Here is a 13138-nt window from a genome sequence, read left to right as displayed (position 1 = left end):
GCGGAGCACGCCCCTGGGGTCGATCACCGCCCGCGAGCGGTAGGGGGCGGACTTGTACCAGGTCGGCGGCAGGCCCAGGACCGGCCACGGGTAACAGGAGCACAGGGTGCAGACGACCACGTTGTGCACGGTTGGCGTATTCTCGAGCACGACGATCTCCGCCCCTTGCGATCCCCAGTACCCCATCTCGGCGATGGCTTCCGTCCCATTCTCGAGCAGCCGCCGCTTGAACTCGGGGTCCACCCACGCCCGCGCCACGACTTTCGCGCCGTTCATCGGGCCGATGTCCTGCTCGAACTTCTGCACGATGTAGTCGATAGCGTCGCTGGAGATCAGGCCCTTCTCCACGAGGAGCGACTCGATGGCCTTGGTGCGCAGCGCCGCGGGTGTCTCTGGCAGCGGGTGATGGTGATGTCCGTCACGGTCGTCGGGCATGGTCTTGCTCCCCGTGCGTGTTTTGTCCTTCAGCGGGCTCGAGATAGCTCTCCCAGAGATCGAGGTGGACGCATCCGCGCCCCTCGGCGTCCGGCCCCCACAGCTCCTCCGCCTCGAACCGAACGCTGTACAGCCCCTGCGGATTGGCGCCCAGGCCGTGCGCGATCGTATCCGGAAAGTCGTGGCTGCCGTGCACGCGATCGATCACCCCGACCTTTCCCCGCGCGTATCGCGGCAGGCGCGTGTGGCCCTTTGGATGAATGTTCTTCGTCCGGACGACGTCGCCCTTTGAGAAGTGGGGCGGCGCGCCGTCGGGCCGATGGAGCGGCTTGGGCCGTCCGGTAAAGCGCGCCTTGGCGCGCTCGAGCAGCGCGTCGTCCTGGTGTCGGGGGACCGGCGCCTCCGGATTCGCTCGGTAGAAGGCCAGGCGGTCGGCCAGCTCCTCCTCGGTGATGTGTCCCTGCTCGACGAGCCTGCGCTCGGTTCGCAGGAGCCAGCGCTCGTAGTAGCTGGCGGCGAGGTAGACGGCCGGCGGCAACGACTCCAGGGCGTAGCGGGAGGCGTCAAGGTTCGGAAACAGGCCGAGGTTCGACGAGCCCCCCAACGCATACACATGTCCCTCCCACGGCTCGTGGAAGACGGGCTCGTTCTCCTCGCGCATCACGGGACCGAATCCGTGCATCCCGCCCATGTCGTGCACACCGTCCATCTGGCCCCTCCAACAGATTCGGACGGTTGACTCTAGGCGAGGAGAAATTGATGTGTCAAGACCGCTCGACGAGACGGCTGGAATCACCGCCCGGATCTCGGATACCCTTCTCAGCCAGGATAATCTCTTCGCCGCCAGCAAAATTCGGAGGAGCGATGAGCGCAAGCGACGAGATCGAGCTCCAGGTTCCGAATCTCCGCTACGACATCACCATGCCCTTCGTCGACGGCCGCGTTCCCGTCGACGGCGTTCGACTGAAGGTCGGCCGTGGTGTCGCCGGCACGGTTCTGCCAAAGGACAGCCCCCTCATCACCGGCGATTTCGGCCTCGTGGACCTCAACATTGGCAACCTGCTCCAGGCGATCGAGGCGGGCTGGGAGATGGTGGCCCTACCGGTGTTTTCCAAGCGCAAGCCGGTCTACACCTACGTCTTCTGCCGCTCGGATCGGGGCATCGCGACGCCCAAGGACCTCGAGGGCAAGCGGATCGGCGCGGGCCGATACGTCAGCTCAATTACCGTGTGGCTCCGGGGTTTACTCCACGAGCACTACGGCGTCGACATTTCCACGCTTCGATGGGTCGTTTGGGGCCCGGACCCGTTCCCGAACTTCGACGAGCGCATCCGGATCGAACCGCCAGCCGACCCCAAAAAGAGCGTGTTCGATGCGCTCTTCGACGGCGAGGTGGACGCCATCATGACCGACATCTCAGACGGCGCCATGTTCGACCGGCTCGAGGCGAGCCCGGTCATCAAGCGCCTCTTTCCGGATTACATGGCAGAAGACCGCCGGCTGTACCGCGAGACAGGGATCTATACGCCGATGCACATCATCGGGATGAGCCGCAAGCTCGACCGCGCGCATCCGGATCTCGCCGGGAAGCTTTACGCGGCCTTGGAACGGGCTAAGGAGATCGCCTACCAGGACATTCTGGACGACCGTGCCGGCTTCTCCGTGGTCTACCTGCGCGAGCGCCTCAAGGAGCAGCAGGCGGAGTGGGGTGATCCCTTCGTCTACGGGATCACGGCAAACAAGAACACCATCGACACCTACTTCCGCTACACCCTCGAGCAACGATTGATCCGCTCAGCCCACCCCTACGAAGAAGTCTTCGCGGCGGCCACGCTGGACACGTGACCCCACATCACAGGATGGCCTGAAGGTGGACGGATGATTCTCATCACTGGCGGCATGGGCTTTATCGGACTCCACACGGCCCGCCGCTTCCTCGACGCTGGCGAGCGCGTCGTCATCACGCAGTACACGACGCGGCGAGAGCCTGACTTCATCAGGGACGAGATCGGGAAGCGCGTCACGGTGGCGCGTGTGGACGTCACCAGCGCCCACGACATGATCGACGTGGTGCGCCGAAACAAGGTGACCGGCATCGTGCATCTGGCAGTCCCCGGCCTCGCGGCCCTTTCCGCCGCCGAGGATTATCGCGTCAACATGATGGGGCTCATCAATGTCCTCGAGGCGGCGCGCGTCAACGACGTGCCCCGCGTGACGTTCGCAAGCTCGGCGACGGTGTACGGCGGGCTGGCCGATGGTCCGTTCCGGGAGGACGCGCTGCTCCCCGTCCAGTCGACGAATGCGACCGAGACGTACAAGAAGGCGTGGGAGATCCTCGCGCTCCACTACGGCGCGCGCACCGGGCTCGAAGCCGTGTCCGCGCGAGTCGGCGGGATCTTTGGGCCGCTGTACCACACGCTGGCGAATGCGCCCAGTCGCATTTGTCTGGCGGCGGCGCGCGGGAAGCCGGCCGACTTCAGCGGCAGCCGGACCGGCGCCCCCTATGCCGACGACGTGGGGAATTTTTGTTATGTCAAGGACTGCGCCCTGGGGCTCTTCCTTATCCAGACGGCCAAAGAGCTTCCCCACCGCGTCTACAACATCTCGTCCGGCCGGCGCGAGACCTTCGGCGATTTCGTCGCCGCGGCGCGGCAGGCGGCGCCAGATCTGGAGGTGGAGCTGCGCCCCGGTCCAGGCCCCCATACCCGGCCCAGCGGTTACCTCGAGATCACCCGGGCCGCGAACGAAGTCGGATATGCCCCGCAGTTCACCCTCGAGCAATCCACCGCCGACTACATCGAGTGGCTGCGGCGCAACCCCTTGTGACGGTCGGCCCGACGGCCGAAGGATGCCGAGGCGTGTATGATGGTTTCCGTGGAACCGGCTGCGACGGCAGCCGACAGGAGGTGGAGCGATGGCGAAGATCGTCCTGGGCATCGGAAGCTCCCATGGGCCGCAGCTCGCCCTTCCTCCCACTCAATGGTCTCGCCGCGCGGCGGCAGATCGGCAGAATCCCCAGCTCTGGTTCCAGGGCGTGACGTACTCGTATCCGGACCTGCTCGAGCTTCGCGGCTCGAAGCGGTTCGAAGCTGAGCTGGACGAAGAGAAAGCGCAGCGGCGGTTCGACGCGTGCCAGCGGGCGATCGCCCACCTGGCTGACACCCTCGCCCGCACGGCGCCGGACGTCGTCGTGATCCTCGGCGACGATCAACACGAGGCATTTGGCGAGGACAATATGCCGGCCATCAACGTGTACTGGGGGGAAACGATCGACGATGCCCCGGCCGAGAGCGAGGATTGGGGCCAGGCATACATGTACACCACGGCCCCCCTTGGCAATCCCCCAAGGAACCGGGTCTCGCACCCCACCGATTCGGCTCTCGGCCTCCATCTCATCGAGCATCTCACCGGTGCCGGCTTCGACGTCGCGCACTCCCGGTATCTCGCGCCGGAGCATCACCACGGCACCATCGGGCACGCCTTCTACTACGTCTACCGCCGACTCATGAACAACCGGGTGCTGCGCAACGTACCGATTCTGCTGAACACGTACTACTGGCCAAATCAGGTTCCCGTGAAGCGCTGTTATCAGCTGGGCTCAGCCCTTCGACAGGCGATCGACACGTGGGACTCCGACGCCCGCGTCGCGATCGTCGCATCCGGTGGCCTCAGCCACTTCGTCATCGAAGAGGATCTGGACGAGCAAATCATTGACGCGCTTCGACGCCGCGATGCGGACCAGCTCACGAGCATTCCGGACGTCCGGTTCAACTCCGGGACATCGGAGATCCGGAACTGGATCGCCATGGCCGGGGCGCTGGCCGAGACGGACCTGGAGATGAGCCTCGTCGACTACGTGCCCTGCTACAGGACCGAGGCGGGCACGGGCTGCGCCATGGGGTTCGCGGAGTGGCAGGAGAAGTCCTGAAGTTCATCAGTCCGGAGTCGATGACGCTTCGAACGTCCCCTACGTGCGCTCTCTGTCCAGCTCTTCCCGGACGGCTCGGGCCAGCGTCTCCACAGTGACCGGCTTCCGGACGTACTTGCCGGCGCCGAGCGCCTGGGCCTGGCCGACACGGCCCGATTCGGCGTAGCCGGACACGATGATGGCCCGCTGACCGGGTCGGATTTCACAGAGCTGCCGATACGTCTCGGCTCCATCGATCCCGGGCGGCATGACCATGTCGAGGATGACGAGGTCGAAGCATTGCTCCTGAGCGCAGCGTACTGCCTCCTGCCCGCATTCCGCGACCGCCACTCGGTAGCCAAGGGTCCGGAGCATCTCGTGCATAACCTCGCGCTGGCCGGCATCGTCGTCGACCACCAGGACCGACTCATTGCCGCCGGTCAGGGCATTGGGCGCCTCGAGCGCGTCGGATCCGCGATACACCGGAAAGTAGACGCGAAAGGTCGTTCCCTTCCCGACTGCGCTCTCGAAGTCCACGTACGCGTGATGGTCGTCGGCCACAGCCTGGACGACGCTGAGCCCGAGGCCCGAGCCGCGTCGCTTGTCGGTCGTCTTCGTCGTGAAGAACACGTCGAAGATTCGGTCGCGGCTCTCCGGCGGGATGCCAACGCCGGTGTCGGACACTTCGAGCTGCACGTATTCCCCGACGTTGATCTGCGTCGCCCGTCCGATTGGCTGGTCGAGATAGACCGACTGCGTTCGGATGGTAAGCGACCCGACGTCGCGAAGCGCATCCCGAGCGTTGGAGATGAGATTGGAGAGGAGCCGGGTGAGCTGCGCGCCGGACCCCTGGATCGGAAGGAGGTCCGCGGCGAGATCGAGTCGCAAATCGAGCGTGTCGGGACGGTCCGACGTCTGCTCGACCGCCTCCAGCACCAGCCTGTTCAGGTCCATTGGTCGATGCTGGAAGTAGCCGCGGCGCCCCAGGGTCAGAAGATCATCGTTGATCTCCGCTATGCGCGTCGCGGCCGCGACCATCTCGTCGCAAAACGCCACCACGGGGTGATCGGTCGGCAACCGCATCTTGATCAGCTCGGGGTATCCGACGAGCGGGGCGAGGAGGTTGTTGAAATCGTGCGCGACCTGCCCGGCGATGCGGCCGGCCGTCTCAAGCCGCTGGGCACGAGCGAGCTGCGCCTCGATGCGCCGGCGCTCGGTGAGATCGCGCGCGATGGTGGAGTAGAAGTCCACCGACCCATCAGGGCCCTTGTGAGCGAGGATGAGCTGGGAGACCGGTATCTCGCGACCGTCACGCGCCAGGAACGTGCTCTCACCGGACCAAATGCCATCGCGAATGGCAGCCGGGATCGCGACGCTCAGCAGGTGCTCGACCGCCGCCGGAGGGCGGTGCGTGGTCCACGATTCGCCCGTGACGTCGTCATGCTCCCCGATACCGAGCAGGCGGCGCCCCGCGGCGTTGAGGTAGAGCCGACGTCCGTTGCGGTCGGCGATCGCGACCATCTCCGGCGTGGCTTCCAGGATCGCGGCAAGCCGGGCATGGCGTGCTTCCGTCTGCTGGAGGTCGCTGAGAGCCTGCTGCATCTCCAGATGAAGCCGCGACTTCTGGATGGCGAGCCCAAATTGACTGCCCATCGCGGCGAGGAGCTGCACAGTGCTCGGCGTGAGGTCTCGTGTCGAGCGACTCCCGACAGCCATGACGCCAAGGACCTCAGCGCCCGCCCGAATCGGCACAACGATCGCCGACTGCACACCTTCCGGTTTGAACACGCGCATTCCGTCGAACGTCTGGACGTCTTCCACGACCAGCGGCTCCCGGCTCGCCATGACGTGAAACATCGCCTGACGGCGGCCTGTTTCGTCGCTGCGAAAGTATGACTCGGCGTGCTCGGCATTGCGCAGCCCGCGATGCGCGACGGGCTCCAGGCGATTGTCCCTGAGCAGGTGCATGATTCCGATGTCAAAGGGCCCAAGCGCAAGGGCGCGATCGAGGATCCGCTCGGCGACCGCCCCCGAGTCGAAGGACTCGAGGACGAGGGTCCCGATCTCCGCCAGGGTTTGAACCGCCCGGTACCGCTCCTCCAACTGCTCCAGGTGTCCGCGCGCCTCGTGCGACAGCCGCGCGTTCTCCACGGCGATTCCCGTTGCAAGCGCCAGCGCCTCCACGAGCTGCTTGTCCCGCTCAACAAACCGATGCGCCGCGAGGGCGCTTACCCGAATGGCGCCGATAGCGTGGCCGTTGACAAGCAAGGGCGCGGCAATGACGGACTCCGAAATCCCCAAGCGTCGTCGGCGCACTCGATCGTCAGCCATCGTGTCGGTCACCAGGGCCGCCCGTCGATTCTGAATCACCCACCCCACGACGCCGCTGTCCAGCGGCCAGTCCGGCCGCAGGAAATCGCCAATACCCATATCGATGCGAGCCTGGGAGAACGAGTACGCGCGCGATTCCAGGGAGCCCCCGTCGGCATGCTCCAGCAAGATCACCACCGAGTCAGCGTTGAGAGTCGCCCGGATCCGGTCGGCGAGGCGCCGAAGGTGGGTATCCAGATCGAGGCTCGTGTCGACGAGCGCAAGGGGAAGCAGGTCGAGGACGGCCGCGAGGTCCCGGCGCGAGCGATGCGCCACCGACTGGACTCTGGTGGAGCCGCGCGATTCGTCGGAACGCATTCACAGCCTCCCTACCGGCGATTCTGCGACCGCCTGATTCAACTCCACGGTCAGAACGGCTCGTAGTCCCGAACGCGGGGCATGACCTCGTCTGCAAACAAACGGATCGAGCGCATCACCTGCTCCTCGGTGAGGAAGCCAAAATTGAACTCGCCCAGCAGGACGTTGAACGTGCCTTCGCGCGCATAGTCGCGAAGCTTTTGCGCGACGGTGGTTGGTGAGCCGATCAGCCCGATGTTGTGCTCGCGCATATAGGGCGGATCAGTGAAATGCTTCAGCATCTCCGCTCCGGTGATCTCGCCGCGCCGAATTCGCGACTCGATGAGCTTGTCCACCACGGCGACCTCGGTGTACGTCTGCACCCAGCTCGGCCCCGCGATCTCCCACGCCCGGTCATCGGTTTCGTCGACGTACACGAGGATCCAGTAGTTGATCTCGGGCTTGACGGGATGGCCCGCTGCGCGCCAGGTGTCGAGATAGTCGCGGTACAGCGGCGCCATCTCCTCGCGGAGCACGTAGTGGACGTAGCCGGTGAAGATCCCTTCACGCGCGAGATACTCGAGCGTTGGCGGGTGGCGCGTTTCGAACCAGATCGGCGGATGGGGACGCTGCACCGCGGGCATCTGGAGCGCCACGTGGCTGTACTCGTGGTACGGGCCGCTGAAGCTGAAGTCGCCGGGACTCGCGCAGGCAGTCCTTAATAGCTCATACGCCTCGATGGCGCGCTCGCGACGGTTCTCGAAGTCCGCTTTGTAGGGGATGAAGTGCTGCGGGAGGGCCCCCGAGACGAGCCCGACTTCGAGGCGCCCCTCGGTGAGATTGTCGAGCGCGACCACCTCCTCGACGACGCGAAGGGGGTCGTACAGAGGCACGAGCCATCCCATGGCTCCGACGCGCATGCGCGACGTGTGGGCAGCGGCGCTCGCGACATAGAGGGGCGGAGATGGGCTGAGGCTCTCGCGTGGATCGACGTGGTGCTCGACGGCAAAGGCATAGTCAAAGCCGAGACCGTCCGCCAGCTCCAGCTCGCGCCAGAGCTGGGCGTATCGAGCCGCCGGCGACATCCCGGGCTTTCGCCAAATGTGCGAAAAATGAGCGAATTTCATCCCTCTGTAAACCTCCCGTACTATACATGCGCAGTTTGCGCAATGGGCCGAGGAAGCAGCCAGCATGGGTCACCCGTTGCTCATCGTACTGATCGCATCCGCCCTGACGTTCGGCGCCATCGGGTGCGGCGCTCCGTCCAACGGGGGATCGACCGCCGGCGCCGACGCGCCCGCCGGAGCAGAATACGCCGGGACGAAGCGGATCGACGCGGTGATTCGCGGCGTGCCTCCCTCCCTAGCGGGCCAGGAGACGAACCGCACGGTGGCCAGCTACCCGGGCCTCGACGCCATTATGGAGCTGGCTCACGCGGCCCTCGTGCACCACGACAACCAGGGCACCCTGCGCCCGCAGCTCGCAGAGGCGACGCCCAGCCTGGAGAACGGCCTCTGGCAGTTCCTGCCAGAGGGTGGCATGACCACGACGCTGACCATCAAGCGCGCAGCGCGGTGGCACGATGGGACGCCGGTGACGACAGACGACCTGCGACTTGCAGGGCGCGTCGAGCAGGACGCGGAGCTCGGAATCCCGCGGGCGCGGGTGTGACGCCATGACGCGCCCGAGGTTCAAACCACCTCCGCCTTGCGCAGCTCGACGATGCGCTCGTCAGAGTAGCCCAGCTCCGACAGGATCTCGTTCGTATGCTGGCCGAGGGTGGGCGCTGGCTCCAACGGGACGCTCGGCATATCGGAGAGCTTGACCAGGGTGCCGGCGATATAGGTTCGCCCAACAACCGGGTGGTCCACCGGCACAATGAGCTCGTTCGCGATGATCTGCTCCTCGAATCGAACGTTCGGCCGGTCCACGATGGGCGCGCAGGGCACGTCGGCGTCATTGAGCGCCTTCAGCCACTCACCCGACGTCTGCGTGGCGAAGATCCCTTCGAACACGGGCCATGCTTCCTCATGCAGCTCGCCGCGGCGCAGCGGGTCGGTGACCCGTGGATCGTCGCCGAGGTGCGGCACGTCCAGCACCCGGCAGAGCCTGGCCCATTGATGGGGAAGATACGCGCCGATATTGATGTAGACGCCGTCTGAGCACAGAAAGCTGCCATAGCCAGACGGGTTCTCCTCTCGCGGCGGAGTGGGATCGTTCTCCACTACGGTCATGTCCCCAAGCTGCATGGCGACCGCGGCGTGCAGCAGCGACGACTCCACACGTTGACCGCGCCCGGTCCGCTCGCGCGCGAGAAGTGCGAGGGTGATCCCGTACGCCATGAGCATCGGCGCAGACCAGTCGGCGATCCAGATCCCCGACCCCAGGGGCCGCCCATCGCCATCACGACGGAATAGCGCGCCGGCCAGCCCCTCGACCAGGCGATTGAAACCGGCGCGCTTCGCGTATGGCCCCTTCGGGCCGTAGGCCGTGAGCGACGCGTAGATGAGGCGCGGGTTGATGGCGGACAGGGCGTCGTAGCCGAGCCCCAGCCGATCCATCACGCCCGGCCGGAAGTTCTCGACGATCACGTCCGCGGTGCGCGCCAGCTCGCGAACGATCTCCTGCCCCTGCGCCTTGGTGATGTCCACGGTGATGCTGCGCTTGCCGCGGTTGATCCCCATGTAATGACGGCTGTTCAGCTTGAGAAATGGTGTGTTGCCCGAGCGCCGCGAGGTGTCACCGGTGATTCGGCGCTCCACCTTGACGACGTCCGCTCCCTGGTCCGCCAGATACATGCTGACGGTGGGGCCCGCGTAGTTGATGGCGACGTCGATGACCTTTATTCCGTCCAGGGCGTGGGCCATACGGTCACCTCCGAAGACGATGCGTGCGCCAGCAGTCGCCAGCCGTCGCTACAGCATACCTGCTATCTCCCCCTGTAGACGGGCTTGCGCTTCTCGATCCGGGCGCGGTGCGCTTCCTTCGCGTCCTCGGTGCCCCGGTTCGGCTGGTAGAGCAGCGTCGTCAGACGCATCGCCTCGGCAAACGGCATCTCCAGCGAGCGGATGACCGCTTCCTTCGTGCTGCGCACGCCGAGCGGGGGATTGGCCACGACGCGCCGGGCCATCTCCAGCGCGGCATCCATCAGGTCGGGCTGCGGCACGACGCGGTTCACCAGGCCCCACTGAAGCGCTTGCTGCGCGTTGATCCGGTCGCCGGTGAGCAGCATCTCCAGTGCAGGGCCCAGGGGAATCAGGCGCGGCAAGCGCTGCGGCACCCCCAAGCTTCCGGGCGAGCCCAGCTTCAGCTCGGGCATGGAGAACTCCGCGTTTTCCGACGCGACCCGAATGTCACACGCGAGGGCGAGCGCGAAGGCGGCTCCAAGGCAATAACCATTAACCGCCGCGATGACCGGCTTCCACATCGGAAGCCCGGTGATGATGGTCGGACGGGACGAGTTGTATGCCGGGCTTCCGGCTGGTTCCAAAAGCTCCCCCGCGTTGAACGCGGCCCGGCGCTTCATGTCGCCGCCCGCCGAAAACGCGCGCCTGCCCGCCCCGGTGATGACGGCGCACCACAGGCCGTCGTCCGCCGCGAATTCGTCGATGCGGTCGTGCAGCTCCGCATTCACCACGCCGATGTTCAGGTCATTGTCGCCCTCCATGGTCATGACGACGATGTGGTCGTCGCGCTTCTCGTAGTGGATCGTCGGCATCGACCGCACCTCCTCGCATCGCAGGCATCCTCTCACGACGTTGAGCCAAGTCCCGATCTTGACCCCTGGACCCGCCACTGGCGCGCCCGGACGAGGATACATATGATTCGGACCGGCTTTCACGAGCCATTGGGGCGACTCCGGCACGGTCGCTGAGGAGGCTGGCGATGCAGGTTATCGACTGTGACGCGCACATCGACGAGACCGAGGACACGTGGGAGTTTCTGGCTGCAGACGAGCAGCATTTCAAGCCAACGACGGGGTACCCATCCAATCCAGACCCCACGCGACCGCCAACCCGGTACTGGATGATCGACGGGCACCGCCAGCCGCGCCTGCACCGGGACGACAAGCGCAGCCAGACGACGGTGGAGACGCGGGAGCTATTGGACCCGATGGCGCGCGTTCGCCACATGGATGAGCTGGGGACCGAAGTCCAGGTCATCTATCCATCCCTCATGTTGGTGGGGGTCACGGAAAACCCCGTCGTGGAGACGGCGCTCCGGCGCGCGTACAACCGCTGGCTGGCGGACCGCACCGAGAAGACCGGCGGACGCCTTCGCTGGGTCTGCCTGCCCCCCATGTCGAACATCGAGGCCGCTATCGAAGAGATGCGCTTCGCGAAGGCTCACGGCGCCTGCGGCATCTTCAAGAAGGGCGACCGGGAGGGCGGCCACTGGGTGAGCGAGGAATACTTCTATCCGATCTGGGAGGAGTGCCAGCGGCTGGACATGGCCGTCTGCTTCCACACCGGCTCCGGCACGCCGGACTTCACCTCAGCGAAGGAGTTCGACCACGCGCGGTACATGCGGATCAGCGTCCCGCCTCTCAACGCTTTCCAAGCGCTGGTCACCTTCAACGTTCCATACAAGTTCCCCGGCGTGCGCTGGGGCTTCATCGAAGCCGGCTCGTCCTGGGTGCCGTACCTCGTATACAAGATCATCCGAGGCGCGTCGAAAGGGAGCCGCCGCGCGTCTGGCGGGTACGCGTACACCGATAAGTCGGACGTGGTGCGCCTGAACAACCTGTACGTGACGTGCCAGGTGGACGAAGATCTGCCCTACATCATGCAGTACACGGGCGAGGATCGCTTGCTGGTCGGATCCGACTATACGCACGCGGACCCGTCCGAGGAGCGTCACTTCGCGCTGCACCTTCAGGAGCGCGCCGACAAGGGTGAGATCCCGCAAAGCGCCGTCCGCCGCATCACCTACGACAACGGCAAGGCCTTCTACGGGCTCTCATAGCGCTGCGCACGTCCCCAGCCGACCAAACGCGGTGCTCGGAATGGCTGATCCGCCTGCAGCGGTTTGACGCGGGATGCGTACATGACACCGTACCCGTTGATCCGCCCACGGCCGCTCACCGCTTGCCATTGGCGATGGTCCTTGGATCCGCATTCGGCGCACGTGGGCTGCGGCGGGTAGAGACGGGGATCGGCTTGGGCGCGGCTCACTCCGCAATGGCGTGGACTGAACGACTCAGGTCGTCTTTCCGAGAATATCGTCGAGGCGATTGACGAGGAGGGGCAGACTGATTGGCTTGGTGACGTACGCCGTGGCCCCCAGCTCGATGGCCCACTGTCGTGCGTTCGCCGCGGCCGTCATGACGACGAGCGGAATGTCGATCCCCCGCTCCCGGAGGTGCCGCACGAAGTCCCAGCCATCCATGACGGGCATGCCAATGTCGAGGAGGATCAGCGCCGGCCGGTGGCGTTGGACTCGATCGAGCGCCTGCGATCCATTCGTCGCGGTGTCGACGACGAAACCCTCGTCCCGGAGGAAGCCGGCGACCGCGCTTCTGAGGGCGGCCTCGTCGTCGACGATGAGGACGCGGAACGTTTCCTCGGCGTGGTCCTGTCGGGCGTGACGTCTGCCGCCTGCACGATGCGGCGTCAATGCGTCAATCGGCTCCGCGAAACGGAGGGGGAGCCAAGGGTCACCCAGCTCCGGGCCCGGTGTCTGTAGGTGCACAATGCCGACCGGAAACAGCATGGTTACGTTCACTGTCCAGACTACCACACTTTCCCCGACAACGAAAGCGCTACCGCAACGGAGTGACAGACCGACCACATGCGTTTGACGCGTTCCGCTCCGTCATCCTAGACTGAGACACCCGAGAACGCCCGCAGCGAGGAAGACGATGGAGATCAAGTTTGGACTGATCAGCGCGGATTCGCACGTCGCCCTGGACCGCGACGCTTTTACCCGGCGGATGTCCGCGGCCAAATGGGGTTCTCGAATCCCTCAGGTGATCGAGGTGGAGGCCGACGGTCGCCGCGTCGAGCGCTGGACGGTCTACGAGAAGACGACGGGCGACGCCAACGTCGGCGTCTCCGGCGTGTGCAACTGTCCCGCCGTGATGGGGGACCCGTTTCCCACATATCCTCAGCGGTGGGAAGAGGTGCCAAA

13 protein-coding genes are annotated in these 13138 nt (G+C 65.5%); 6 read left to right on the top strand and 7 right to left on the bottom strand.

The window, feature by feature from the left end; all coding sequences use genetic code 11:
• Both VFC51_05195 and nthB read right to left on the bottom strand, forming a co-directional pair.
• Positions 1-435: nitrile hydratase subunit alpha (locus VFC51_05195; GenBank protein ID HZT06405.1), on the bottom strand; the 435-nt coding region annotated here is incomplete at its 3' end.
• Entirely contained in the window at positions 419-1144 is a 726-nt protein-coding gene (gene nthB / locus VFC51_05190; GenBank protein ID HZT06404.1) for a nitrile hydratase subunit beta, read from the bottom strand. The genes VFC51_05195 and nthB, both read right to left, overlap by 17 nt.
• Before the next feature lie 155 nt (positions 1145-1299).
• On the opposite strand from nthB, the gene VFC51_05185 reads away from it, so the two are divergent.
• The 3 genes from VFC51_05185 (at position 1300) to VFC51_05175 (ending at position 4363) form a co-directional block, all read left to right on the top strand.
• Positions 1300-2280, top strand: coding sequence for a hypothetical protein (locus VFC51_05185; protein ID HZT06403.1), 981 nt, complete (start codon positions 1300-1302; stop codon positions 2278-2280).
• Between the two features lie 33 nt (positions 2281-2313).
• Entirely contained in the window at positions 2314-3261 is a 948-nt protein-coding gene (locus VFC51_05180; GenBank protein HZT06402.1) for an NAD(P)-dependent oxidoreductase, read from the top strand.
• Positions 3262-3349: 88 nt separating this feature from the next.
• Complete coding sequence (locus VFC51_05175; protein ID HZT06401.1) at positions 3350-4363, top strand: protocatechuate 3,4-dioxygenase; 1014 nt, start codon at positions 3350-3352, stop codon at positions 4361-4363.
• Between the two features lie 39 nt (positions 4364-4402).
• On the opposite strand, the gene VFC51_05170 is transcribed toward VFC51_05175, so the two are convergent.
• Both VFC51_05170 and VFC51_05165 read right to left on the bottom strand, forming a co-directional pair.
• On the bottom strand, positions 4403-7030 hold the full coding sequence (locus VFC51_05170) for a GAF domain-containing protein (GenBank protein ID HZT06400.1): 2628 nt from the start codon (positions 7028-7030) through the stop codon (positions 4403-4405).
• A 50-nt stretch (positions 7031-7080) separates the two neighbouring features.
• Positions 7081-8136, bottom strand: a complete 1056-nt coding sequence (locus VFC51_05165) for an LLM class flavin-dependent oxidoreductase (protein HZT06399.1) — start codon at positions 8134-8136, stop codon at positions 7081-7083.
• A gap of 64 nt (positions 8137-8200) precedes the next feature.
• Between VFC51_05165 and VFC51_05160 the strand changes: the two genes are divergently transcribed.
• A complete protein-coding gene (locus VFC51_05160; GenBank protein HZT06398.1) occupies positions 8201-8680 on the top strand; it encodes a hypothetical protein in 480 nt (159 codons plus the stop codon).
• A gap of 20 nt (positions 8681-8700) precedes the next feature.
• On the opposite strand, the gene VFC51_05155 is transcribed toward VFC51_05160, so the two are convergent.
• Positions 8701-9876 (bottom strand): CoA transferase, encoded by a 1176-nt coding sequence (locus VFC51_05155; protein HZT06397.1) that lies wholly within the window; start codon positions 9874-9876, stop codon positions 8701-8703.
• Positions 9877-9938: 62 nt separating this feature from the next.
• Positions 9939-10727, bottom strand: a complete 789-nt coding sequence (locus tag VFC51_05150) for an enoyl-CoA hydratase-related protein (protein HZT06396.1) — start codon at positions 10725-10727, stop codon at positions 9939-9941.
• A gap of 167 nt (positions 10728-10894) precedes the next feature.
• Between VFC51_05150 and VFC51_05145 the strand changes: the two genes are divergently transcribed.
• Positions 10895-11974 carry an amidohydrolase family protein gene (locus VFC51_05145; GenBank protein ID HZT06395.1) on the top strand — a complete coding sequence of 360 codons (1080 nt, stop codon included), beginning with the start codon at positions 10895-10897 and terminating at the stop codon, positions 11972-11974.
• A gap of 234 nt (positions 11975-12208) precedes the next feature.
• On the opposite strand, the gene VFC51_05140 is transcribed toward VFC51_05145, so the two are convergent.
• Complete coding sequence (locus VFC51_05140) at positions 12209-12748, bottom strand: response regulator (GenBank protein HZT06394.1); 540 nt, start codon at positions 12746-12748, stop codon at positions 12209-12211.
• Positions 12749-12869: 121 nt separating this feature from the next.
• Between VFC51_05140 and VFC51_05135 the strand changes: the two genes are divergently transcribed.
• Positions 12870-13138 (top strand): hypothetical protein (locus tag VFC51_05135; protein HZT06393.1); only part of this gene is annotated, 269 nt, incomplete at its 3' end.

The organism is Chloroflexota bacterium (assembly GCA_035652535.1).
GTDB lineage: Bacteria > Chloroflexota > UBA6077 > UBA6077 > SHYK01 > DASRDP01.
This window is presented reverse-complemented; position numbering and strand designations above follow the sequence as displayed.